We start from the raw sequence: 21,567 nt of genomic DNA, 5'->3' as shown, positions 1-21,567 counted from the left end.
CGATCCGACACCGCGTCCCGGATTTCTTCGGATGAACCCGCGAAGAGCGACAATCGCAGGGTGGAGCAGCGGCTCGGTCAGGTGGTGCTGGCGGACGGCACCGCGGTGGCGTACGCCTCGGTCGGCGCCGGTCGGCCGTTGGTCTATGTGATGGGGTGGCTGACGCATCTCCGGCTGGGCTGGGAGCTGCCGGCCGAGCGGGCGCTCTACGAAGCGCTCGGGCGGGGGTGCCGGCTCGTCCGCTACGACCGCGCCGGGACCGGGTTGTCGGCCGCCGCCCGCCGGCCGGCCTCGTTGGCCTTCGAGCTCGAGCAGCTCGCCGCCGTGGCCGCGACGCTGGACGGACCTCTCGACCTCATGGGTACGTCGATGGGCGCACCGGTCGCCGCGGCGTTCGCCGCCAGCCGTCCCGACGCGGTGCGGCGCCTGGTCCTCTACGGCGGCTGGGTCCGTGGCGCGGAGCTGTCCCCGCCGGGCGTACGCGATCATGTCCTGGGGCTGGTCGAGTCGCACTGGGGGCTCGGGTCGGACGTGCTGACCGACATCTTCGCCCCCGACGCCGACCGCGCGACCCGGGCCGAGCTCGCCCGCTACCAGCGCGCCTGCGCGAGCGCGGCGACCGCCCGCGAGCTGCTGGCGCTCAGCTACGCGCTCGACGTCTCCGACCAGCTCGGTGCCGTGCGGGCGCCGACGCTGGTGGTGCACCGCACCGGCGACCGCGCCGCACCGGTCGCGCAGGCGCGGGCCCTGGCCGACGGCATCAGCGGGGCCGAGTTGGCGCTGCTGCCGGGCCGGTCGCACATCCCGTACGCGGGTGACCGCGACGAGCTCGTCCGCGTGGTCCGCCGGTTCCTCGGCCTGCCCGTGGCGCGGCGCCGCACCGACACGTTGACGGCCCGCCAGCGCGAGGTGGCGGAACTGGTGAGCCAAGGGTGCACCAACCGCGAGATCGCGGCCCGCATGGGCATCGACGAGCGCTCGGCCGAGGGGCACGTCGAACGGATCCGCCTGCGCCTCGGATTCCGGTCCCGGGCGCAGATCGCCGCCTGGTACAGCGCGCGGCGCGACCAGCTCTGAAAGTGGGGTATTTCCCCGCCTGACCGGGCCGCCCGACCGGCGCAGAGTTGCGGCTGTGACCGACGACGTCTTCGAGGTGCACCGGGCGCGAGGGCCCTTCAACGCCGCGTTCTTCAGCCCGCTGGGCCCGTTCATCGAGTGGAACCTGCGCCGGCACAAACGCCGGGTGTACTCCGAGCTGCCGCACACCGTCGTCGAGCTGGGCTCCGGCGTGGGCGCCAACCTCCGTTACCTGCGCCCCGGTTCGACGCTCGTGGCCGTCGAGCCCAACGTCCCGATGCACCGCCGGCTGCGGGCGGCGGCCGCGCGCCACGGTGTGCGCCTCGACCTCCGCGAACGGCTCGCGGAGCGGACCGACCTCCCCGACGACAGCGTCGACAGCGTGATCTCCTCGCTGGTGCTGTGCACGGTGGCCGACCCCGCGGAGGTGCTGGCCGAGATCCGCCGCATCCTGCGCCCCGGCGGCACCTTCCGCTTCGTGGAACACGTCGCCGCCCGGCCCGGCACGCCCACCCGCGCTCTCCAACGGGCGCTGCGCCGGCCCTGGGCGTGGACCTTTGAGGGCTGCTCGTGCGAACGGGACCTGGCCGGCCTGCTGCGCGCCGCCGGTTTCGCCCGCGTCGACATCGAGCCGTTCCGACTGCACACGCCGTTCATCCCGTTCAACACGCAGATCGCCGGCGTGGCACATGCCTGACGGTCGTCACCCGGCGGGAACGCCGGCGGAGGCGGAGGCGGCCCACGTGGCGAGCAGCCGCAGGGCGTCGTGCGTCGGCGAGCCAGGCTCCGCCGTGTAGACGGTCAGCGCCAGGTCGTGGTCGGCGCGCAGGTCCATGCTGTCGTACGCCAGGTCGAGGTCGCCCACGATGTGATGGTGGAAGTGCTTCCGCCCCGCGCCGTGGGTGCGGACGTCGTGCGCGCCCCAGCGGCGCCGGAACTCGTCGCTGCGGGTGGACAGCTCGCCGACGAGGTCGTGGATGCCCTTGTCGTGCGGGTCCTTCGCCGCCGACGTGCGCAGGTTGGCCACGCACGTGTCCGCCGCGAGCCCCCAGTCCGGGTAGAAGCGGTCCGCACGGCCGTCGAGGAAGATGAACCGGGCGAAGTTCGGCGGGTTGCCGCCGTCCGCGTAGTGGTCGACGTACATGGCCCGACCGAGCTGGTTGGCCGCGACGATGTTCATCCGGCCGTTGCTCAGGATTGCCGGCGCCGTGGTGATGGCGTCGAGTGTCCACTGCAGACTGGGCCGGACCTGCTGTCCGGGCCGCCGGCGCGGGCGCAGCACCGCGTTGCTGCCGTCGGCCTCGTGGGCCAGGCGCAGCAGGTGCACGCGTTCGGCGTCGTCGAGCCGCAGGGCGCGGGCGATCGCGTCCAGGACACCGGGCGAGACGCCGGCGAGCGAGCCGCGCTCCAGCTTCGCGTAGTACTCCACGCTCATGCCCGCCAGCGCCGCGACCTCGCTGCGCCGCAGGCCCGGCACCCGGCGTCGCCCCGCGGTCGGCAGGCCGGCCCGCTCCGGGCTGACCTTCGCGCGCCGTGAGGTGAGGAACTCGCGCACCTCGACTCGGTTGTCCATGCGACGACGGTACGACGGCCCGCGCGCGACAGACACGTACTGCTGGTACACCCTTCGGCGGTGACTTCCGCGGCCGCCGCCGCGGCGGTCTGCTGGACGGCATGAACGCCGCACGCACCGTGCGCCTGCTGGCCGCCGCCTGCGTCGCCGCCGTGGCCGCCGGGTGCACGACCACCGGCGTGGCCGCCCCGGTCCGGTCGCGCCCCGTCGGCGCGGTCGCGCTCGTGTTGTCGCACGCCGGCGGCACGGCCACCGCGACGTTGGTCGACACGTCCGAGGCACGCCAGTTCGCCGCGCTGCTGCCGGTGACGGTGGAGCTGCGGGACGTCTGGGGGCAGGCGAAGTCCGGCCGGCTCCCGGCCACGATCACCGTCGAGGGCAGCCGGCCGGTCCACGATCCGGTGCCCGGCGAGATCTACTTCTGGCCGCGTACCGACGTGATCGCCATCTACTACGCCGACCTGGGCCAGCAGGTGCCGGACCCCGGCCTGATCCGCCTGGGCGCCGTCGACTCCGGGCTCGCCGGCGTCGACGGACGGGTCCGCATCGAACTGGCGCCGACCGACAACACCTGACCGCGAGGGGTTTGGATCGCGACGTGGCGTCAATACGAGCGAGATCAACTCAGGGAGGGAACCGCCATGTCCGCATCGCGGGTCGAGAACTTCGGTGTGCCGTGGGAGGAGTCGTACGGCTATGTCCAGGCCGTCAAACGCGGCGACACCATCTATCTGGCCGGACAGGTCGCCAACGACGGATCGGAGATCCTGGGCCTGGCCCCGCTCGACCAGGACGGCCAGGTGACGGACGCCGGGAACATGGGTCAGCAGATGCAACAGGCGTACCACAACGCCGACGTCCTGCTGCGCCGCTTCGGCGCGTCGATGGACGACGTCGTGGAGGAGACCGTCTACGCGCTCGACATCGACGCGGCCTTCGCCGCCGCCGGCCCGGTCCGCAAGGCCGCCTACGGGCGCGAGGACCCGCAGGTGGCCAGCACCCTGGTCGGCGTGACCCGGCTGGCCATCCCGGGCCAGCTGGTCGAGGTCAAGATGGTCGCGCGGGTCTGAGCGTCACCTTGCCGGGACGCTTCGCCGGGCGGCCGTCGAGTCCGGTGCGCGCCACAACGGATGGCAGGCGCGGCCCGCGGTCGTAGAGTCCCTCGCGTGGACGACCACCTGCGCGTCGATCCCCACTACGCGGGGCGGAGCGGGTTCGACCCCGACTTCCTCGGCCGCCGGCTCGCGCTGCCCACCCTCGACGTCGCGGACGCCGCGACCGGGCCGGCGGCGCCCGACGGCGTGCTGCGCTACCACCACTTCAGCGTCGTCATGCACGCCCGTCGCCGGCTGGCGATCTTGTCGGCGGCCAACCTCGACGGCCGGCGCCGGTTCACCCACGTCACGTCGGGCGACCGCTGGATCGTCGATCCGCGGCTGCCGGCGGCGCAGACGGGCGAGGACCTCTACGCCGGCAACGACCTCGACCGCGGCCACCTGACCCGGCGCGCCGACCAGCTCTGGGGCGACACGCGCGACGAGGCGGCGGCCGCGGTCGCCGACACCTACCACTTCAGCAACTGCGCGCCGCAGCACCGCGACTTCAACCAGAACAACGCGACGTGGCAGGGCCTCGAGGACTACATCCTCACCACCGTGGCCGACCAGCGCCTGCGGGCCAACGTCTACACCGGACCGATTCTCGACCCGGACGACCCGATCTACCGCGGCGTACGGCTGCCCCGCGCGTACTGGAAGGTCGTCGCCGTGGCCACCGACGGCGCGGCCGTCCACGCGACCGCGTACCTGATCGAGCAGACCGACCTGCTGAGCGATCTGGACCGCAGCCCGCCGCTCGGCCCCTACCGGACCTTCCAGACCTCGGTCCGGCACGTGGCGGCCCGCACCGGCCTGGGTTTCGGCCCGCTGCCCGACTACGACCCGACCGCGCCGGTCCAGCGAGGCGCCGAAAGATATGAGATCTTCGATCTGCACGACGTCAAGCTCTAGGGAGTCGTCGATGAAGCACCCGCGGATGCTCCTCGCCCTCGTGGTCGCGGCCGGCAGCCTGTTCGTGGCCTCGCCCGCCACCGCCGGCCAGCGGTGCATCAGCACACCGGCGCAATACCAGGCCGCGTGGGAGGCGCGCGAGGTGCGCTGCGTCGCGCCGACGCTGTTCGGCACCACGCACGGCCGCGGTGACACCCATCTCTACCCCGAGGGCTTCGCGTACGCCTGGGCCGGTTCGAGCGCCAACCTCGAGGCCTACCTGCGACTGCGCCGCGACTACGGCGACGAGCCGGCGTTGGTCGGCATCGGGATCCTCTCGTACGTCGGCTATCCCGGCCTGGAGACCTGGCCCTATCCCACGGACCTCGCGGTCTACACGCTTCCGCACGGCGTCCACGCCCGGGTGCCGACGTTCGCGGAGTGGTTCCGCCTGGCCCCGCTGGACTTCCCGCGGTCGGCGCTGCGCGAGCTCGAGCGGGCCTACCGGAGCATCGACCGGTCGGCGGACGTGGTCGACGCGTTCGAGGACGTCACCGGTTGCCGGCGCGACGCGCTGCTGGCCGGCGCCTGGCCCGCGGCGGAGATCGGCTGCGACGCGGACTTCCTCGCCGCGCTGGCCGCCGCCGGACCGTCGCCGTACGAGGGCGCCGACTCCGACCAGTGCTTCGCCAACGTCGCCACCGGCTACGCGGGCCCGCGCAACGCCGCCGCCCTGCGCGCGGTCCTCTACCAGTGCCAGGACGCCGGCTTCCTCAACACGGGCGTCGGCCGCGGCTACAACACCTACGCCGACCCGTTCGTCTGCGCCCCGGCCGCCGAGCAGACCGTCCGCCAGCGCTACACGGGCCGCGAGTTCGTCCTGCCCAACACCGCCCTCGACGACCTGCCGAGCCACGTCGACCTCCCGCTCGACCTCGGCGAGCCCGGCCAACGGGCCTTCCTCCACGAGGGCTACTGCTGACCCCCTTTAATGGTGGGGGTGACGCGGGAACGGGTGGAGCGGTTCGAGGCCAACCGGCGGCGGTTGTTCGGGGTGGCCTACCGGATGCTGGGCGAGGCGTCCGAGGCCGAGGACGTCGTGCAGGACGCCTGGCTGCGGTGGGAACGCGGCGACTTCGCCGTCTCGCCCGAGGCGTGGCTGACCAAAGTGGTCACCAACCTCTGTCTCGACCGGCTCACGTCGGCCCGGGCGCAGCGGGAACGCTACGTCGGGCCGTGGCTGCCCGAGCCGGTCCGCACCGGCGGCGGCGCGCTCGACCCGCTGGAGACCGTGGTGCAGCGCGAGTCGCTGTCGCTCGGCATGCTGGTGCTGCTCGAACGGCTCACCCCGCCCGAGCGCGCCGTGTTCGTGCTGCGGGAGGCGTTCGGGCACAGCCACCGCGAGATCGCCGAGATCCTCGACGCGACGGAGCCGCACGTCCGGCAGCTCTACCGCCGGGCCCAGCAGCACGTCTCCGCCGACCGCAAGCGGTTCAGCCCGCCGGCCGAGCAGCATCGCAAGCTCCTCGACCAGTTCCTCGACGCCACGCTGCGCGGCGACGTGCCGGCGTTGGAGCGGATGCTGGCCGCCGACGTGGTCGCCTGGGCCGACGGCGGCGGCCGGGCCCCGGCGGTCCGCCGCCCGCTGGTCGGCCGCGACGAGGTCGTCCGCTACCTGCTCCTGCTCGTCCGCTACGCCGACCGGATGCGCCTGACGCCGGAGCTGGTCAACGGCGAACCCGCCCTCGTCATCCACCTCGACGGTCAGCTCGCCGGCGTCACCGCGCTGGAGTTCGACGGCGACCGCGTCACCACCATCCGCACCATCGCCAACCCGGACAAGCTGGCCTTCCTGGCGAAGCAGGAGACGTAACCCGCGGGCATTGTCACGGATCGCCGTCCTCTCCCGTTCATCCGGTGCGAACGACGAGGGGAGAACGTCATGCACATCCTGGTCCTGGGCGCCGGCTACACCGGTGTCTCGACGGCCCAGCAGCTCGCCCGGCGCACCGGCGCGACCGTCACGGTGGTCAACAACCGCGACCGGTTCGTGGAACGGATGCGAAACCACCAGCTCGCCTCGGGGCGGCGACCCCGTCACCTGCCGTTGCGCGACCTGTTCCGGCGCACCGGCGTCCGGCTGGTCGTCGACGAGGTCACCGGCCTCGACCTCGCCGCGCGCCAGGTGGAGCTGGCCCGCGGCGCCGAGCCGATCCACTACGACCTGCTGGTGTACGCGCTCGGCAGTCACGCGGACCTGTCCGGCGTGCCCGGCGCGGCCGCGCACGCCCACGCCGTGGCCACGGCCGAGCAGGCGGAGCGGCTGCGCGAACGGATGCGCACCGCCGGCACGGTCGCCGTGGTCGGGGCCGGGCCGACCGGCCTCGAGACGGCCACCGAGCTCGCGGAGACCCACCCGGACCGCACGGTGCGGCTCCTCACCGGCGGCGCGTTGGGTGACTGGCTGTCCGAGCGGGGCCGGGACCACGTTCGCCGCGCGCTCGACCGACTGGGCATCCAGGTGTGGGAGCACGCCACGGTCACCGCGGTCGACGCCGGCGGCGTGCGGCTGGACGGCGGCGACCACGTGGCCGCCGACGCGGTCGCCTGGACCGCCGGCTTCGCGGTGCCGGACCTGGCGCGCCGCGCCGGCCTGGCCGTGGACCGCCGCGGCCGCATGCTCGTCGACGGCACCCTGCGCTCGCGGTCGCATCCGGAGGTCTACGGCATCGGCGACGCCGCGGCCGGCCACACCCAGGACGGGCAGGTGCTGCGGATGGGCTGCGGCCCCGGTGGCCTCGCCGCCGCCTGCGCCGTCCACGCGATCACGGCCCGCCGGGCCGGGCGTACGCCGGTGCCTTTGCGCGTCAAGGGCGACGCCCTGTGCGTCAGTCTCGGCCGGTCCGACGGCGTCCTGCAGTTCACCGACCTCGACGGCCGCCCGCGCGAGCGGCTGCTCACCGGCCGCCCGGTCGCGATGATCAAGAAGGGCGTCCTCCGGGCCACCGGTTGGCACAACCTCCGCCATCCCACCCTCGCGCTGGCCGCCGCCCGGCAGGGCTGACGGTGGCGTATCCTCGGCTCATGCGGATCAGCGCTCGGCTCGGCTGGTGGCGCCCCTGACGGGGCGGCACACCCATCCGCGCGCATTCCACCACGCGGCCGCCCTGCTCGGGCGGCCGTTCGTGTGTGCGGCCCTGCTCGGGCACGGCGGCCCCCAGCCCACGGGAGCCAACCGATGGCACGACGACTCACCGGGTTCACCCCCTCCGGGAACCTGCACCTCGGCAACTACCTCGGCGCGCTGCGCCCGATCATCGAGGGCACCGGCGACACGGTGGTGTTCATCTCCGACCTGCACGCGCTGACGCTCGACCACGACCCGGCGGACGTACGGGACCGCACGCTCGAGTTCGCTACCCTGCTGCTGGCGGCCGGGCTGGACCCCGACGCCTGCCTGTTCATGGTGCAGTCGCACGTGCCCGAGCACACGGAGCTGCACTACCTGCTCGAGTGCGCCACCGGCTACGGCGAGGCGCAGCGGATGATCCAGTTCAAGGAGAAGTCGCGGCGGCAGCAGCAGGTGCGGATGTCGCTGCTGACCTATCCGATCCTGATGGCCGCCGACATCCTGCTCTACGACACCGACGAGGTGCCGGTCGGCGACGACCAGAGCCAGCACGTCGAGCTGGCCCGCGACATCGCGATCCGGTTCAACGGCCGCTACGGCGACACGTTCACCGTGCCGCGGGCGGTCAACCCGCCGGTCGCCGCGCGGGTGATGGACCTGTCGTCGCCCACCGAGAAGATGAGCAAGTCGACCTCGTCGGCGGCCGGCGCGCTGCGGCTGCTCGACGAGCCCGACGCCGTGCGCCGCAAGGTGATGCGGGCGGTCACCGACACCGGCACCACCGTGACGTACGACCCCGCTGGCTCACCCGGCGTCGCCAACCTGCTGGACATCCTGGCCGGCTGCACCGGCGCGCGGCCCGACGACCTGGCCGCCGGGTTCGACCGGTACGGCGAGCTGAAGAAGGCGGTCGCCGACGCGGTGGTCGACACGCTGACGCCGATCCAGGACCGCTACCGCAAGCTCGCCGCACAGCCCGACCACGTGCGCGACGTGCTGCGCGCGGGAGCGGCCCGGGCCCGCGCGGCGGCCGGCGCGACGGTCGACCGGGCGAAGGCCGCCATCGGCCTGCTGCCGGCCTGAGGGGGTGGCGCGCGGCGGTCATGCTGGGATCATGCGGCTGATCCTCAATGTCCTCTGGTTCATCTTCGGCAGCGGCTTCCTGCTGGCGATCGGGTACGGCCTCGCCGCGCTGATCTGCTTCGCCCTCGTCGTCACGATCCCGTTCGGTGTCGCGGCGCTGCGGCTGGCGAGGTATTCGCTGTGGCCCTTCGGCCGCACGATCGTCAGCCGCCCCGAGGCCGGCCTGCCCTCCGGCGTGGCCAACATCCTGTGGGTGGTGCTGGCCGGCTGGTGGCTGGCCCTCGCCCACATCCTCGCCGGCATCGCGCAGTGCGTCACGATCATCGGCATCCCGTTCGGCGTCGCCAACTTCAAGCTCGTACCCGCCGCGTTCTGGCCCCTCGGTCGCGAGATCGTCGAACTCTGACGGCGCCGCGACTTCACGGTGGTTATTCGAGGCCGTCGCGGGGGATCGGGGGGCCGATCCGGAAGTCGCGGAAGGTCGCCTCGAGGCCGGCGCGTTCCGGTGAGCAGCACATCACGCCGACCTCGACGGTCGCGGGCAGGTCGAGCTGGCCGAGCCGCAGCAGTTGCCACGGGGCGTCGCCGACGCGGCAGTGCACGGCGAGCGCGTCTCCGAAGCGGCTGACCCGCATCGCCACCTCGCCCGGCGGGCCCGGCAGCGGCGCCACCGAGAGGTCGGAGAACTCGCGGGTGAGGACGGTGCTGATCTGCACCGCGCCCGAGGTGACCTCGAGCCCGGTCTTGCACCAGTTGCGCTCGTCGGCCCGCACCATCAGGCCGGCCTGGTCGAACCGCGTGGCGTGGCCGGCGGAGACCAGCGCCTCGGCGGTGAAGTCGCCCGTCGCCGACCGGTGGAAGAAGTGCCCGTTGTCGGTGGTCCAGCCGTAGAAGGTGGCCCGCCAGAAGTCCGTCTCCGGGCCTGTCACCGCGCGCAGCACGCCGCCGTCGACCGACCAGTCGGCGGGTTCGTTGAACCACGTCATCTCGTCCAGCACAGCGGAGATCGTATCTCTTCTATGCTGTCCGGACTCGACAGTGGAGGCGGACGTGGAGCTGGACACCAGCGTCGCGCACTCGGCGCGGCTGTGGAACTACCTGCTCGGTGGCACCGACAACTTCCCGGCGGATCGGGCGGCGGCCGAGCAGGTGCTCGCCTTCCTCCCGGAGCTCGTGCAGTCGGCGCGGTTCAACCGGCAGTTCCTCGGTCGCGCGGTGCGGCACCTCGCCGGCGAGGCCGGTGTGCGGCAGTTCCTCGACATCGGCACGGGGCTGCCCACCGCCGACAACACGCACCAGGTGGCGCAGGCGATCGCGCCGGAGTCGCGGGTCGTCTACGTCGACAACGACCCGATGGTGCTCGTGCACGCCCGGTCACTGCTGACGAGCACGGTCTCCGGCGCCACCGCCTACCTCGCCGCCGACGTGCGCGATCCGGCGACGATCCTCGAGGCGGCCGCCCGTACGCTCGACTTCGACGAGCCCGTCGCCGTGCTGCTGCTCGGGATCCTCAACTTCGTCCCCGACGACGAGCAGGCCCACGAGATCGTCGCGACGCTGACGGCCGCGGTGGCGCCCGGCAGCCACCTGGTGATCTCGCATCCGACGCGCGAGGTCAACCCCGAGGCCGTCGACCGCGCCGTCGCCATGTGGAACGAGGGCGGCGCCGCGCCCATGGTGGTCCGCGACCCGGCCGCGATCGCGCGGTTCTTCACCGGCTGGCAACTGGTCGAGCCCGGCCTGGTGACCTGCTCGCGCTGGCGACCGGACGGCAACGACACGACACCAGCATCCGAGTACGCGGGAGTCGCGCGCAAGGCCGACTAGCTGGCGCGCCGGCGGGCGCAGCCCAGGACGGTCAGCGCGGCGCCCGCCAGGAGCACCGCCGCGCCGACCGCGGCCTCGACGTCCGGGCCGGTCGGGAAGCCCACCGCCACGCCGAACGACACGAACACGTCACCGCGCGGCGGCTCCGGTCGGCTCCGCCAGGCCTGGTCGGCCGCGAACCAGGTCGCCGACAGCAGGATCAGGCCGCCAACGAGGGACATGGCCGCGAACGGGCCACGGTCGCGTGGCGTCTGTCCGATCGCGACGATGAAGACGAAGCAGGCGAGGATCAGGCACCCCGCCAGGCCTACCTGCCACAGGAACTCGAGCCGCTGGCGCCCCGGGTCGGTCACCAGCGCGAGCAGGGCGGCCGGATCGGTCGGCGGGTCGCCGGTGGGCCAGCGCCAGTGCTCGAGGGCGACCGCCGCGGCCAGCAGGACGAGGCCGGCGCGGAGCAACCGGCGGACGGGGCCGGCGTCGCGTACCGCCGGATGGACCGCGAGCAGGGCGAGCACCGCGAAGCTGCCGACCGCGGTGACCGGCGCGGACCTGACCAGGGCGCCGGTGACCGCGATCAGCGCCGCACCGGTCAGCGCGAGCAGCCAACGCATCCGCACAGGTTAATGCCGGCGCCGCCGCTCAGGTGAGCCGCTCCGTCGAGCCCTCGGCGAGCAGCGCCGTGACCCCCGCCAGAGCGGCCCGGATGCCCGCGCCGTAGTCGCCCTCCGGCAGGTCGCCGAGCAGCTCCTCGGCCGCGGCGACCTGTCGCCGGGCCTCGTCGGGGTGGCCCAGCCGGCGGTGCACGTCGGCCAGGTTGAGGCGCAACGACGGCAGGAAGCCACGGACCCGCAGATCGGCGTGGAAGCGCTGCGCCCGCTCGTCGGTCAGGTCCGTGACGGCGGCCAGCGCCCGCTCGTCCCAAAGCAGCTCGGCGGCCGGGTCGTCCTGCAGGTCGGCGAGGTAGTGCGCGATCGAGCAGCGGTGCAGCGGGTCGTCGGTAGCGGACCAGAGCGTCGTGAGTGTTTCGCGCGCCTGGGCCCGCTGCCCGGCGCGGCCCTGCTCCACGGCCGCGCCGATGCTGGCCATCATGGTGTCGGTCATGGCGGCGATCGTCGGGGCTCGACCAGGTCGAGGGTCAACCGTCGTCGCGGCAGAGGCAGAACGGGTGGCCGGCCGGGTCCAGCAGCACGCGCACGTGCTCCTGCGGCTGGTGGTCGGCGACCGTGGCGCCCAGCGCGACCGCTTCCGCCACCGCCGCGCCCAGGTCGCCGACCTGGAAGTCGAAGTGCATCATCGGCCGCTGCTGCCCGTCGGCCGGCGGCCAGACCGGCGGCCGGTAGTCGGTCGCCTGCTGGAACACCACGTAGATCGGACCCTCCGGCGCGGCGAGGATCGTCGTGCCGGGCTCCTCGTGGCCGATCGGCCAGCCCAGCAGCGCGGAGTAGAACCGCGCCAGCGCGGCCGGGTCCGGCGCCTCGACGGCCGTGCCCCACCACATGCCCTTCGTGCGTGACCGCATGCGCGCAGGTTAGCCCCGGCGGATGGCGGACGCCTCCTCGTCGAGCCGGTCGATCGCCGCGGGCGGCAGGCGGCGAGCCCGCCAGATCAGGTCGACGGCGTCGGGCGTGGCCGGGTGGACGGCGGGCACCGCATCTGGGGGCGGCATCCCGGCCAGCGCCGCCAGGTCGGTGACGGGCAGCCCGAGGACCACCGCGGCGGCCGCCACGAGCTGCGGTGACACCGCCTTGCGGGCGTTCCCGACCATCATCAGCGTCGACGCCGACCACGGGCCGAACCGGACGAGTCCGTACATCACCTTCACGCCGGCGACCGCGGTCAGGTTGCGGTTGGCGAACAGCCGGAGCAGCAGGGCGCCGAAGCCGGGACCGAACCAGCGGTCGTACTCCGGGTTGGTGGCCGCGGGCCCCGGTGGCCCGGCGGCGGCGAGCAGCGCGGGCAGCCGCCGGCGTACCTCCGGGTGGTTGACGACCGTGTACACCAGCCATTCGATGCTGGCGCCGCGGTCGGCCGGGGCCAGGTCGTCCGGTGGCCGGATCCCGGCCGCGAGCATCAGGTCGGAGGCGTGCCAGCCGAGGGACGGCGCGATCGCCCGCAGCAGCGGCCCGGACGGCGCCGCCCGGCCGCACGCCGCCGTGACCTCGGCCTCCGGGACGCCCGCGGTCCGGGCGAGCCGGCCCACGTCGGTCCCGCGCGCCACCACCAGCCGCGACAGCATCGGACCGAACGACATGCCGCCGAGCATATCGGCGCGCGCCGATGGCCTGGCGGAAACCCGGTGGCGCCGGCGGCTCACGACGATGTTGGCTGACATCATGATCGTCATCTGCGCCGCGTCCGGCGCGCTGGGCCGGCTCGTGCTCCGCGAGCTGGTCGGCCGTGACCAGCCCGTCGTCGCCGCCGTCCGGAATCCCGACCGGCTGGTGGATCTCCCGGGCGTCGAGGTCCGGCGCGGCGACTACGACGATCCGGCCGGCCTGCGGTCCGCGTTGCGGGGCGCCGACCGGGTGCTGCTCATCTCGTCGCCCGAACTCGACCACGAGCGCCGGGTCACGCAGCACCGGGCCGTGATCGACGCGGCGGTCGCCACCGGCGTACGCGCCATCGCCTACACCAGCTTCCTCGGCGCCGACCGGGACGAGCCGGGGATGAACGCCGCGCACCACGAGACCGAGCAGGCGATCGCGGCCAGCGGGCTCGCCCACACGATCCTGCGCCACCCGTTCTACACGGACGCGTTCGTCAACCCCGGCCTCCGCGCGGCGGTCGACTCCGGCGTGCTGGTCTCCGCCACCGGCGGCCGCGGCCTCAACACCGCCCTGCGCGCCGACCTCGCCGCCGCGGCCGCCACGGTGCTGACCGACGACGCTCACCTGGGCCGGGCGTACGACCTGACGGGTCCGGTGTGGACCTATCCCCAACTGGCCGAGGCGCTGACGGCGCTCACCGGCCGCCCGGTCGAGCACCGCGACGCCGCCGTCACCGGCCCGATGGGCTTCCTGATGAGCCTCGCCCGGGCCGGCGCGCTGGAACGGCAGACCGACGACCTGCGCACCCTCCTCGGCCGCCCACCGACTCCGCTCCGGGACGTCGTGGCCCAGGCGATCTAGCGGCGCCGCGCCACGGTCACGCCGTCGCGGACCGGCAACAGCACCGCGTCGACCCGGTCGTCGGCGGCGATGGTGGCGTTGAGCGTGCGCACCGCCGTCGTCTGGGCATCGGTCCGGTCCGCTTCGAGCACCCGCCCGCCGAGGAACATGTTGTCGAGCACGATCAGGCCGCCGGGGCGCAATCGCGGCACGATCTCCGCGTAGTAGTCCGGGTATTCGGGCTTGTGCGCGTCGACGAACGCGAAGTCGAGGTCGGCGTCGTGCGGCAGCGCCCGTAGCGTCGCGAGCGCCGGCGCCAGCCGCAGGTCGATGCGCTCGGCCACGCCCGCCCGGGCCCAGAACGGCTGCCCGACCGCCGTCCACTCCGCGCTCACGTCGCAGGCCAGCAGCCGCCCGCCGGGCGCCAGGCCACGCGCGATGCACAGCGTCGAATAGCCGGTGAACACGCCGACCTCGACCGCGCGGCGTGCTCCGGTGAGCCGGGTCAAGAGGGTGAGCAGCGCCCCCTGGTCGGCCGAGACCTGCATGCGGGCGGCGTCGCCGGCCGCCAGCCGGGTCGCGTCCGCCAGGTCGCGAAGGACCTCGTCGGGGGGCGTCGAGTGGGCCGTCACGTAGTCGACGAGAGAGGGCGCGATGAGGGTGTCCATGCGCTAAGCGTCGAAGAATCCCGTCGCTTTGGCAAGACCCACGGTTGAAAAAGTGGCGAGAATTGTCGACACTTCGTCGGGTGGACGTCACGCCGCGGCAGTACAAGGCGCTGGGCCATCCCCAGCGGCACCGCATGCTCACCGCGCTGCGCCGGCGGCCCGCCACCATCGCCCAGTTGGCCGCCGCGCTCGGTTCGCCGAAGGGGACCGTGGGCTACCACGTCAAGGTGCTCGTCGACGCTGGCCTGGTGCGCCAGAGCGAGAGCCGCACCGTGCGTGGCGGCACCGAGCGATACTTCGAGGCGACGCCTGGCGCCCTGGTGCACGACCAGCACGGCGCCGAGTTCCTGCTGCGGGCCGCGCTGGCCGAGATGGTCCCGCCGAGCGGCGACGAGGTCGAGCACACCATGCTCCGCCACGTCTGGCTGACGCCCGCCCGGGCGCGGGCGCTGGTGGAGCGGATCGAGGCGTGGGGGCACGAGCCGGCGCAGGAGGAGGAAGCGGCGGACGCCTCGGCGTACGGCGTGCTGCTGAGCGTCTTCCGCGCCGACATCCCGCGGCTCCCGCCGGCCTGATCCGGCATTCGCGCGATCCGGATAGACCCGGCGTGAAGTGGATCGACGCACCGGTGGACGCGTCCTAAAGTCCGTCCGATCTCGGGGAGGGGCGCGTCCATGCAGGATCTCGAAGGTGACATGGTGCGGGCGGTCGCGGCGCTGCGCGGCGCGGTCGAGTTCCTGCACCGCTATGACCGGCTGCACGCGTCGCTCCGGGCCGAGTCCGGCGGCGGCCCCTCGCCCCTGACCAGCGCGACCGAGGACGGGCTGGCCGCGGCGCACCGCGTCCTCGACGGCCTCCGCTCGCCCGACGGCCGGCCGCGCCGCGCCGCGCCGTTCATCCCGGCCCAGCGCACCCCGCCGGACCGCCACGGCGACCCCGGCGAATGACGGCTCAGCGCCGACGCGGCGTCGCCGACGGCGACCCCGGCGAATGACGGCTCAGCGCCGACGCGGCGTCGCCCAACGGGGACCCCGGCGATCCGACCCTCAGCGCCCGCGCAGCGTGGCCGACGGGGACTCGCCGAAGCGTTCCCGGTAGGTCGCCGCGAACCGGCCCAGGTGGCCGAAGCCCCAGGCGTGCGCGATGGCGGCCACCGTGTCGCGGCCGGGCGGCGGGTCCCGCAGCTCCTCCCGCGCGTACGCCATCCGGACGTTCTGCAGATAGGTCATGGGGGAGACCCCGACGTGGCGGCGGAAGCCCTCCTGCAGCGAGCGCGCCGAGACGCCGGCGATCCGGGCCAGCTCCGCGGTCGTGAACGGGTGCGTCGGGTCGGCCTCCATCACCTGGATCGCCCGCCGGACCGTGCGCGGCCGGACCGGGGGGGCGTGGGCGGTCAACGCCTCGGTGTGCTGGTGCTCGACGGCGAGCAGCAGCCCGTCGAGCAGGCTGTGCGCGTAGCGTTCGGCGACCAGCGGCTGGAGCAGCGCGCTCTGCGGGTTGACGATCTCGGAGCGGAGCAGGTTGACCATGCGGGCCCAGGTCAGCCCCGCGCCTCTGGTGGTGTCGAAGCTCGCGCCGAACCGGATCGGGCCGCGCACCGGCCGGCCCAGCAGGCCCGCCAGCTCGGCCTCCAGCGCCGCCCGGTCGAGGCGGATGCCGAGCGTGCGGCAGTCGGCCGACCACAGGCCGGTGTGGGCCCCGGCGCCGGCCCGGTAGACGGCGGCGCGGCGCGGGCTGGCGACGGTGACCGCGCCCCGATGCTCGCTGCCGATGGCGCCGGTGAGGGGCAGGTTGACGTGATAGGCGTCGAGGACGTCCGCACCGATCGCGACGTCGACGCCGAAGCGGATGTCGCCCACGGTGACCGGCCCGAGGCGCACCATGTCGGCGGCGAGGGCCAGGGGCCGGGTCCGGTCGAGGGGGTCGAGCACGACGTCGTAGTAGAACTCCGCGATGCACGCCCGGGCCTGGTCCAGGTCGGCGATGCGGAACGAGTGCGTCTCGGGCGGCAATGTGTCGACACGCTCGGTGTCGGGCCGGTGACGCATGACCATGAGCATTGCCCGCGCAGAGTCACACGTCAATCGAGCGCAGAGCGGGGTTGCCGGTGCGGCCGTTCGGCAACCCCGCGCGCGGTTTTCAGCTCTCGAGCGAGGACTTCGCGCGGTCGGCCTCGACGAACTCGATCTCGTCGACCCGACCGGTCTCGGCGTCGTCGCCCATCCGCGCGATCGCGGCCCGCGAGGCCGAACCGGCGGCCCAGCCGATCGCTGCGCCGACGGCCGCGGCGGCGATCACCAGGGTCCACGGGATGGGCAGCCGGCGTCCGGCGAGGGCGTCGTAGGCGAGGTTGGCTCGCCGCCGGGCCTCGTCGGCCGCGTCGCCGACCACGCTCGCCGCACCACCGACGGCGCCCACGGCGCCCGACACGGCACTGCCCGCGTCACCGGCGAAGCCGGCGGTGCGCGACCGCGCCGAGTCGACGAACGACCGCAGATGGTCCCACGCGTCGTCGGTGATCCGCTCCGTCCTGCTCCGGCGGTCGATGAGGTTGCTTCCGAACATTGCTGCCGTCCTCCTCTGTCGCCGAACCTGCCACTTCGGACGCACCAGCGTCCGACTCCTGCTCAGTGCCCCCGTGCCACCTCGCGCAAACCAGGTCCGTCCAGTGCCGATTGTGGACGCTGGCGCACCGGGGAGTGACGACCGACACGTGCGGTAGGCTGGCCGCGGCCGAATTCGCCGCCTGTGCTCCGTTCGGGCGAGTCGAAGGTCACATACTCATAGTTTTGCCCGGCTATGCCGGTTTCGGAATACAAGAAAGGGGAAGTACGCGGCCGCAAGGCTGGCGACCATGTGATGGATGCGAATACCCTCGGTCGCGGTCCGCGTACTGTCGAGAGGTCCCCTGGATGCGGACCGAGGATCGAGCTCGGAGGTAGTTGCGTGAGTCTGTCGATGGTGACAACTCGGCGTGCCAACGGAGTCCTCGAGATCGCCCCCCGCGGTGAGATCGACGTCGACTCCGCCCACGAGGTCAAAGAGGCCATCGCCGCGGCGTTGACCGACGATCGCCCCACCCGGATCGAGCTCAACCTGCGACTGGTGAGCTTCATCGACTCGGTCGGCATCAGCGCGATGGTCGCCGGCTTCCAGACGGCCGAGGTGAGCGGCGTCAAGCTCGTCGTCACCGAGCCGAGCCGGTTCGTCCACCGCCAGCTCTGGGTCACCGGGCTGCTCGGTCTGTTCGGGGCGCCGGAGCCCTATCTCGGCGACCTCAACACGCCCGCCGGCGCCTGACGTTTATGGGCGGTTAAAGCCTGCCCGTCACCTCTTGTCCGGGCACCGGAGATCCGGAAGAGTCCCGGGTCGTGGCGTGGTTGCGGATGGGCACGACCATCCTCCGGCGATACGTGCTGCTGGGCCCGATCGCGCGCGGCGGCGTGTCGACGGTCTACCACGGTTTCGACAGCCACTCCGCCCGCCCGCTGGCCGTGAAGGTCATCACTCCCGCGCACGCCGACACCGCCGGCCGCGAGGCCGCGATCACGGAACGGCTGCGCCACCCCAGCGTCCCCAAGGTGTACGACCACGGCGCCGCCCCGCTGCCCGACGGCTCGGTGGCGCCGTACGTCGTGCTCGAGCTGCTCGACGGCGTCGCCCTGGCCGGCCGGCTGGTCGGGGGCCCGCTGCCGTGGCCCGAGGCGGTGCGGATCGCGGCCACCGTCGCCGACGTGCTGGCCGTCGCCCACCGCCGCGGCGTCGTGCACCGCGACGTCTCCGCCCGCAACGTCATGCTCACCCGGGCCGGCGCCAAGATGATCGACTTCGGCCTGGCCGGCCCCGCCGGCGCCCCCGGGCTGCCGGCCGACGACGTGTTCGGGCTCGGCGTGCTGCTCCACCAGATGCTCACGGGCCAGGCCGCCAATTCGCGCCCGGGCGCCGCGCCGGCGCCGGTGCTGGCCGTGCCGGGCCTGCCGCGGGCCGTCGCCGAGCTGTGCCGGGCCACGATGAGCCGCACTCCGACCGATCGTCCGATCAGCGCGGACGTCGCCATCGGTCTATGGTCGGCGATCATGCCGGCCAGCGCTCCGACCCCGCGTGCCCTACCGGCGCCGGCTCTGCACCGCCTCAACTAGGAGTTCGAGATGGCGAAGAGCGGCACGTTCACCTACTCCTTCGAGGCGCGCTGCGAGCCGGAGGTGGCGGTCGCGCTGCTGTCGGACTTCAGCCGGCACACGGAGCTGCACCCGTTCATCGTCAAGGTCACCGAGCGACCGCCGGTCGACGGCGCGGTGCGCAGCTTCGTCATCAACGACCGCTTCCCGCTGGGCCCGTTCCACTTCACGACGACCTACACGGCGGACGTGCTGGCGATCAACCGTCCCGGCCCGAGCGCCGGCCCGGCGGAGATCATCACCCTGGCCCGCCAGCGCCCCGGCACGACGCTGCGCAACAACACCCGCATCCACCCGATGTCCGGCGGCGGCATCCGCGCCGACGTCACGATCACGCTCACCGCGCCGACACCGCTCTACGCGTACGCCTTCAAGCAGGCCCAGGCGGCCCACCACGCACTGGCCGAGCGCCTCCCGCGGGTGCTGGAGAAGCAGGCCTGACGAACGCATCCGGGGGTACGCCGCGCGGCGTACCCCCGGATGGTTTTCGGGACCTCAGTAGACGCTCAGGTGGACGTGGTTGGTGTGGTCGCTGGACGGGTCTCCGCCCGCCCCGCTGTAGGCCTTCCAGCCGCTGCTCGGCAGCCAGATCTGCCGGTACCAGATCACGTAGAGCACGGCCAACCGGTCCGAGTTGCGGATGAAGTAGTTGGCCAGGTTGGTGCCGTAGGTCTTGTCTCCACCGGTCGCGTCGCCCTCGAAGCCGCCCTTGGCCGCCGCGTAGTCGCACGCCCGGCCCTTGGGATGCTCGCCGGAACCGCCGCTGCGGTAACACGAGACATAACGCGTGAAGCCCGCCGCCTTCGCCTGCTGCAGGGCGTGCAGGTTGCGCGGGGTGATGCAGCCGTTGGCCGGTGTCGGGTCGTTGACGCTGCACGACTCGGTGGGCCAGCTGCCGTCGCTGTTGCGCTTCGCCGGTGTGGCCGTGGCGCCGCCGGAGCCGCCGGTGTTGCTCCCGGAGCCGCCCGACTGCGCCGCCTTCGCCGCGGCCGCCTTCTGCTGGCGGGCGGCCACGTCGAGTGCCCGCTCGGCCTGGTCCTTGCGGGCCTTCATGAGGGCGACCTGGCGCTCCTGCTCGCGTACCTCCGTCTTGATCGCCGCCGTCGCCTCGGCAGCCTTCGCCTTGGTCTGCTCCAGGTTGCTGATCTCACGCTGCTCGTTGGCGGCGACCATGCCGAGCGCGTTGGCCCGTTCCAGGAAGCGGTCGGGGGAGTCCGCGTTGATCAGCGCCGACATCGGGCCGAGCCGGCCGGTGCGGTAGGCCGTGCGGCCGATCTCCGCGACCGCGTCGACGTGCGAGGCCAGGTCCTGCTCGACGGTCCGGAGGGTGGCCTCCTGCTCCTTCTGCTTGGCCTGGGACCGCTTCAACGCCGCCTGCGCGTCGAGGAAGCCCCGGCTGGCCTTGTCGAGCTGGTCCCGCAGCTCGGCGGTGCCGCCCTCGTCGTCGGGGTCGGCGTTGGCCGGCGCCATCGGGCCGACGAGCCCGACGACGAGGCCGAACAGCACGACGGTCGCGACCCGGATCCATCGTCGTCGGAGGTGCGGATGACTGGGGGGATCGATCATCTGGGGGCATGTCCTTCCGTCAGCCGCCGACCGGGTTAGCTGACGGGTTCGGGACGGAAGTTGATCCCTACCGCTGGCGCGGATTCACCCCAGGTGCCTGGTTCCCCGGCTCGCCGTGGCGATTAGGCGACGATCTCCGCAGGCACCGGTGGGGTGCCGGCCAGCGAAGATCGATCTGGAGACTACCGAGGAATGCCTACTCTGCGGGAGCGCCGTTAAAAGCGCATTAGCCGGGCTTGCCCGGATTTATCCGGGCAAATCTCGGCTGAAGGTCACGAAAGTTAAGGCCGATCTAAGCACCCACGGTCACCAACTCGCGGTACGGCAGTCGCCGGTGGCCGCCACCGGCTCCACCTGAAGGGTGGCGTGGTCGATGCCGAAGCCGTCGTGCAGCGCCTCCCGGGCCGCCGCCAGCACCGTGGCCACCTCCGCGTCGCCCTCGATGCCGAGGTGCGCCGAGGCCACGTCCATGCCCGAGGTCAGCGTCCAGACGTGCAGGTCGTGCACGTCGCAGACGCCCGGCACCGCGCCCAGCGAGGTGCGCATGGCCGCGACGTCGAGGTGCTCCGGCGCGGCCTGCACCAGGATCCGCAGCGCCTCGCGACCGAGCTTCCAGGTGCGGGGGAGGATGAACAGGCCGACCGCGACCGCGATCAGCGGGTCGACCAGGAACCAGCCGGTGGCGGCGATGATGCCGGCGCCGACCAGCACGCCGACGGAGCCGACGAGGTCGCCGAGCACCTCCAGATAGGCGCCGCGGACGTTGATGCTCTCGCGTGCGCCCTCGCGCAGCAGCCCGAACGCCACGATGTTGGCCACCAGGCCCAGCCCGGCCACGATCAGCATCGGCGTCGTGTCGACCGCGGGCGCGTCGCCGAACCGGCGCACGGCCTCGACCAGCACGTAGATCGCGACGCCGAACAGCAGCACCGCGTTGGCCAGCGCGGCCAGGACCTCCAGGCGATAGAGGCCGAAGGTCCGCTGCGGGTCGCGGGCGGCCGCCCGCCGGGCCGCGGTGATCGCGGCGAGCGCCATGCCGATGCCGAGCACGTCGGTGAACATGTGGCCGGCGTCGGAGAGCAGGGCCAGGGAGCCGGTGGCGAACGCGGTGACGGCCTCGACCACCATGAAGACGGCGAGCAGCGCGAAGGCGGCCCAGAGGCGCCCCCGGTGCCGCGCGCCGGCGTCGCGCGCGCCGTGGTCGTGTCCTGCTCCCACCGGTCCTCCTGCCTGGCTCGCTCGCTGCTGGCTCCAGTCTTATGCAAACATCGCTATGTATGCAAAGGTGACACCGGTAACCATTCCCATTGTCCGTCGGCCGGTGGTGTCGGGATGTTTACCGCAGGGGTGTGGCGTGACCCCTGTTGCCC

28 protein-coding genes and 1 riboswitch are annotated in these 21,567 nt (G+C 73.3%); of the genes, 17 read left to right on the top strand and 11 right to left on the bottom strand.

Going from position 1 to position 21,567, the window contains the following annotated elements; all coding sequences use genetic code 11:
• Nucleotides 1–60 precede the first annotated feature (60 nt).
• Nucleotides 61–1,077 (top strand): alpha/beta fold hydrolase, encoded by a 1,017-nt coding sequence (locus tag O7635_RS36685; protein WP_278085076.1) that lies wholly within the window; start codon nt 61–63, stop codon nt 1,075–1,077.
• 55 nt (nt 1,078–1,132) lie between these two features.
• The gene (locus O7635_RS36680) at nt 1,133–1,774 is read left to right on the top strand and encodes a class I SAM-dependent methyltransferase (protein ID WP_278085075.1); all 642 of its coding nucleotides are present in this window, start codon (nt 1,133–1,135) and stop codon (nt 1,772–1,774) included.
• Between the two features lie 6 nt (nt 1,775–1,780).
• Here O7635_RS36680 and O7635_RS36675 read toward each other — a convergent pair whose 3' ends face one another.
• A complete protein-coding gene (locus tag O7635_RS36675) occupies nt 1,781–2,650 on the bottom strand; it encodes a helix-turn-helix transcriptional regulator (protein WP_278085074.1) in 870 nt (289 codons plus the stop codon).
• A gap of 101 nt (nt 2,651–2,751) precedes the next feature.
• On the opposite strand from O7635_RS36675, the gene O7635_RS36670 reads away from it, so the two are divergent.
• From O7635_RS36670 to O7635_RS36635, 8 genes are all read left to right on the top strand, one after another.
• Entirely contained in the window at nt 2,752–3,225 is a 474-nt protein-coding gene (locus O7635_RS36670) for a cyclophilin-like fold protein (protein ID WP_278085073.1), read from the top strand.
• 66 nt (nt 3,226–3,291) lie between these two features.
• Nucleotides 3,292–3,720 (top strand): Rid family hydrolase, encoded by a 429-nt coding sequence (locus O7635_RS36665; protein ID WP_278085072.1) that lies wholly within the window; start codon nt 3,292–3,294, stop codon nt 3,718–3,720.
• 96 nt (nt 3,721–3,816) lie between these two features.
• On the top strand, nt 3,817–4,659 hold the full coding sequence (locus tag O7635_RS36660) for a DNA/RNA non-specific endonuclease (RefSeq protein ID WP_278085071.1): 843 nt from the start codon (nt 3,817–3,819) through the stop codon (nt 4,657–4,659).
• A 10-nt stretch (nt 4,660–4,669) separates the two neighbouring features.
• Nucleotides 4,670–5,620 (top strand): hypothetical protein, encoded by a 951-nt coding sequence (locus tag O7635_RS36655; RefSeq protein ID WP_278085070.1) that lies wholly within the window; start codon nt 4,670–4,672, stop codon nt 5,618–5,620.
• Between the two features lie 18 nt (nt 5,621–5,638).
• Complete coding sequence (locus O7635_RS36650) at nt 5,639–6,511, top strand: RNA polymerase sigma-70 factor (RefSeq protein ID WP_278085069.1); 873 nt, start codon at nt 5,639–5,641, stop codon at nt 6,509–6,511.
• A 69-nt stretch (nt 6,512–6,580) separates the two neighbouring features.
• Complete coding sequence (locus tag O7635_RS36645; protein WP_278085068.1) at nt 6,581–7,702, top strand: FAD-dependent oxidoreductase; 1,122 nt, start codon at nt 6,581–6,583, stop codon at nt 7,700–7,702.
• 174 nt (nt 7,703–7,876) lie between these two features.
• The gene (gene trpS, locus O7635_RS36640; RefSeq protein WP_278085067.1) at nt 7,877–8,851 is read left to right on the top strand and encodes a tryptophan--tRNA ligase; all 975 of its coding nucleotides are present in this window, start codon (nt 7,877–7,879) and stop codon (nt 8,849–8,851) included.
• Nucleotides 8,852–8,879: 28 nt separating this feature from the next.
• Complete coding sequence (locus O7635_RS36635) at nt 8,880–9,257, top strand: YccF domain-containing protein (RefSeq protein WP_278085671.1); 378 nt, start codon at nt 8,880–8,882, stop codon at nt 9,255–9,257.
• Between the two features lie 22 nt (nt 9,258–9,279).
• Here the strand turns inward: O7635_RS36635 and O7635_RS36630 are convergent, their stop codons facing one another.
• Nucleotides 9,280–9,849, bottom strand: a complete 570-nt coding sequence (locus tag O7635_RS36630; RefSeq protein WP_278085066.1) for a DUF1349 domain-containing protein — start codon at nt 9,847–9,849, stop codon at nt 9,280–9,282.
• Between the two features lie 52 nt (nt 9,850–9,901).
• Here O7635_RS36630 and O7635_RS36625 point away from each other — a divergent pair, with 52 nt between their 5' ends.
• Complete coding sequence (locus O7635_RS36625) at nt 9,902–10,678, top strand: SAM-dependent methyltransferase (protein WP_278085065.1); 777 nt, start codon at nt 9,902–9,904, stop codon at nt 10,676–10,678.
• Here O7635_RS36625 and O7635_RS36620 read toward each other — a convergent pair.
• The 4 genes from O7635_RS36620 to O7635_RS36605 are packed head-to-tail and all read right to left on the bottom strand — an operon-like array spanning nt 10,675 to nt 12,929.
• Nucleotides 10,675–11,289 (bottom strand): hypothetical protein, encoded by a 615-nt coding sequence (locus O7635_RS36620; protein WP_278085064.1) that lies wholly within the window; start codon nt 11,287–11,289, stop codon nt 10,675–10,677. The two genes, O7635_RS36625 and O7635_RS36620, sit on opposite strands and share 4 nt — an antisense overlap.
• Nucleotides 11,290–11,317: 28 nt before the next feature.
• A complete protein-coding gene (locus O7635_RS36615; RefSeq protein WP_278085063.1) occupies nt 11,318–11,779 on the bottom strand; it encodes a hypothetical protein in 462 nt (153 codons plus the stop codon).
• 34 nt (nt 11,780–11,813) lie between these two features.
• A complete protein-coding gene (locus tag O7635_RS36610) occupies nt 11,814–12,197 on the bottom strand; it encodes a VOC family protein (RefSeq protein WP_278085062.1) in 384 nt (127 codons plus the stop codon).
• A 9-nt stretch (nt 12,198–12,206) separates the two neighbouring features.
• Nucleotides 12,207–12,929, bottom strand: coding sequence for a hypothetical protein (locus O7635_RS36605; RefSeq protein ID WP_278085061.1), 723 nt, complete (start codon nt 12,927–12,929; stop codon nt 12,207–12,209).
• A 67-nt stretch (nt 12,930–12,996) separates the two neighbouring features.
• Between O7635_RS36605 and O7635_RS36600 the strand changes: the two genes are divergently transcribed.
• Nucleotides 12,997–13,806 carry an NAD(P)H-binding protein gene (locus O7635_RS36600; RefSeq protein ID WP_278085060.1) on the top strand — a complete coding sequence of 270 codons (810 nt, stop codon included), beginning with the start codon at nt 12,997–12,999 and terminating at the stop codon, nt 13,804–13,806.
• On the opposite strand, the gene O7635_RS36595 is transcribed toward O7635_RS36600, so the two are convergent.
• On the bottom strand, nt 13,803–14,453 hold the full coding sequence (locus O7635_RS36595) for a class I SAM-dependent methyltransferase (RefSeq protein WP_278085059.1): 651 nt from the start codon (nt 14,451–14,453) through the stop codon (nt 13,803–13,805). The two genes, O7635_RS36600 and O7635_RS36595, sit on opposite strands and share 4 nt — an antisense overlap.
• Before the next feature lie 80 nt (nt 14,454–14,533).
• On the opposite strand from O7635_RS36595, the gene O7635_RS36590 reads away from it, so the two are divergent.
• Together O7635_RS36590 and O7635_RS36585 are read left to right on the top strand one after the other, a co-directional pair.
• Nucleotides 14,534–15,028, top strand: coding sequence for a winged helix-turn-helix domain-containing protein (locus O7635_RS36590; protein ID WP_278085058.1), 495 nt, complete (start codon nt 14,534–14,536; stop codon nt 15,026–15,028).
• A gap of 99 nt (nt 15,029–15,127) precedes the next feature.
• Complete coding sequence (locus O7635_RS36585) at nt 15,128–15,400, top strand: hypothetical protein (protein ID WP_278085057.1); 273 nt, start codon at nt 15,128–15,130, stop codon at nt 15,398–15,400.
• A 99-nt stretch (nt 15,401–15,499) separates the two neighbouring features.
• Here the strand turns inward: O7635_RS36585 and O7635_RS36580 are convergent, their stop codons facing one another.
• Together O7635_RS36580 and O7635_RS36575 are read right to left on the bottom strand one after the other, a co-directional pair.
• Nucleotides 15,500–16,501 (bottom strand): AraC family transcriptional regulator, encoded by a 1,002-nt coding sequence (locus O7635_RS36580; RefSeq protein ID WP_278085056.1) that lies wholly within the window; start codon nt 16,499–16,501, stop codon nt 15,500–15,502.
• 91 nt (nt 16,502–16,592) lie between these two features.
• The gene (locus O7635_RS36575; protein ID WP_278085055.1) at nt 16,593–17,018 is read right to left on the bottom strand and encodes a hypothetical protein; all 426 of its coding nucleotides are present in this window, start codon (nt 17,016–17,018) and stop codon (nt 16,593–16,595) included.
• Between the two features lie 381 nt (nt 17,019–17,399).
• On the opposite strand from O7635_RS36575, the gene O7635_RS36570 reads away from it, so the two are divergent.
• From O7635_RS36570 to O7635_RS36560, 3 genes are all read left to right on the top strand, one after another.
• Nucleotides 17,400–17,753, top strand: a complete 354-nt coding sequence (locus tag O7635_RS36570) for an STAS domain-containing protein (protein WP_278085054.1) — start codon at nt 17,400–17,402, stop codon at nt 17,751–17,753.
• A gap of 86 nt (nt 17,754–17,839) precedes the next feature.
• The gene (locus tag O7635_RS36565; protein ID WP_278085053.1) at nt 17,840–18,592 is read left to right on the top strand and encodes a serine/threonine-protein kinase; all 753 of its coding nucleotides are present in this window, start codon (nt 17,840–17,842) and stop codon (nt 18,590–18,592) included.
• A gap of 9 nt (nt 18,593–18,601) precedes the next feature.
• Entirely contained in the window at nt 18,602–19,072 is a 471-nt protein-coding gene (locus O7635_RS36560; RefSeq protein ID WP_278085052.1) for an SRPBCC family protein, read from the top strand.
• A gap of 54 nt (nt 19,073–19,126) precedes the next feature.
• Here the strand turns inward: O7635_RS36560 and O7635_RS36555 are convergent, their stop codons facing one another.
• Complete coding sequence (locus O7635_RS36555) at nt 19,127–20,197, bottom strand: hypothetical protein (protein ID WP_278085051.1); 1,071 nt, start codon at nt 20,195–20,197, stop codon at nt 19,127–19,129.
• 8 nt (nt 20,198–20,205) lie between these two features.
• Nucleotides 20,206–20,336, bottom strand: a riboswitch (cyclic di-AMP (ydaO/yuaA leader).
• Nucleotides 20,337–20,503: 167 nt separating this feature from the next.
• The gene (locus O7635_RS36550; protein ID WP_278085050.1) at nt 20,504–21,415 is read right to left on the bottom strand and encodes a cation diffusion facilitator family transporter; all 912 of its coding nucleotides are present in this window, start codon (nt 21,413–21,415) and stop codon (nt 20,504–20,506) included.
• Nucleotides 21,416–21,567 lie beyond the last annotated feature (152 nt).

The sequence above is a fragment of the Asanoa sp. WMMD1127 genome (assembly GCF_029626225.1).
GTDB lineage: Bacteria > Actinomycetota > Actinomycetes > Mycobacteriales > Micromonosporaceae > Asanoa.
This window is presented reverse-complemented; position numbering and strand designations above follow the sequence as displayed.

Excerpts from the sequence above, each read along its gene's own strand:
- O7635_RS36675 (WP_278085074.1), bottom strand. The coding sequence starts at position 2,650 with ATGGACAACCGAGTCGAGGTGCGCGAGTTCCTCACCTCACGGCGCGCG.
- O7635_RS36670 (WP_278085073.1), top strand. The coding sequence starts at position 2,752 with ATGAACGCCGCACGCACCGTGCGCCTGCTGGCCGCCGCCTGCGTCGCC.
- O7635_RS36665 (WP_278085072.1), top strand. The coding sequence starts at position 3,292 with ATGTCCGCATCGCGGGTCGAGAACTTCGGTGTGCCGTGGGAGGAGTCG.
- O7635_RS36655 (WP_278085070.1), top strand. The coding sequence starts at position 4,670 with ATGAAGCACCCGCGGATGCTCCTCGCCCTCGTGGTCGCGGCCGGCAGC.
- O7635_RS36645 (WP_278085068.1), top strand. The coding sequence starts at position 6,581 with ATGCACATCCTGGTCCTGGGCGCCGGCTACACCGGTGTCTCGACGGCC.
- trpS (WP_278085067.1), top strand. The coding sequence starts at position 7,877 with ATGGCACGACGACTCACCGGGTTCACCCCCTCCGGGAACCTGCACCTC.
- O7635_RS36620 (WP_278085064.1), bottom strand. The coding sequence starts at position 11,289 with ATGCGTTGGCTGCTCGCGCTGACCGGTGCGGCGCTGATCGCGGTCACC.
- O7635_RS36615 (WP_278085063.1), bottom strand. The coding sequence starts at position 11,779 with ATGACCGACACCATGATGGCCAGCATCGGCGCGGCCGTGGAGCAGGGC.
- O7635_RS36610 (WP_278085062.1), bottom strand. The coding sequence starts at position 12,197 with ATGCGGTCACGCACGAAGGGCATGTGGTGGGGCACGGCCGTCGAGGCG.
- O7635_RS36605 (WP_278085061.1), bottom strand. The coding sequence starts at position 12,929 with ATGTCGTTCGGTCCGATGCTGTCGCGGCTGGTGGTGGCGCGCGGGACC.
- O7635_RS36600 (WP_278085060.1), top strand. The coding sequence starts at position 12,997 with ATGTTGGCTGACATCATGATCGTCATCTGCGCCGCGTCCGGCGCGCTG.
- O7635_RS36595 (WP_278085059.1), bottom strand. The coding sequence starts at position 14,453 with ATGGACACCCTCATCGCGCCCTCTCTCGTCGACTACGTGACGGCCCAC.
- O7635_RS36585 (WP_278085057.1), top strand. The coding sequence starts at position 15,128 with ATGCAGGATCTCGAAGGTGACATGGTGCGGGCGGTCGCGGCGCTGCGC.
- O7635_RS36580 (WP_278085056.1), bottom strand. The coding sequence starts at position 16,501 with ATGCGTCACCGGCCCGACACCGAGCGTGTCGACACATTGCCGCCCGAG.
- O7635_RS36575 (WP_278085055.1), bottom strand. The coding sequence starts at position 17,018 with ATGTTCGGAAGCAACCTCATCGACCGCCGGAGCAGGACGGAGCGGATC.
- O7635_RS36565 (WP_278085053.1), top strand. The coding sequence starts at position 17,840 with ATGGGCACGACCATCCTCCGGCGATACGTGCTGCTGGGCCCGATCGCG.
- O7635_RS36560 (WP_278085052.1), top strand. The coding sequence starts at position 18,602 with ATGGCGAAGAGCGGCACGTTCACCTACTCCTTCGAGGCGCGCTGCGAG.
- O7635_RS36555 (WP_278085051.1), bottom strand. The coding sequence starts at position 20,197 with ATGATCGATCCCCCCAGTCATCCGCACCTCCGACGACGATGGATCCGG.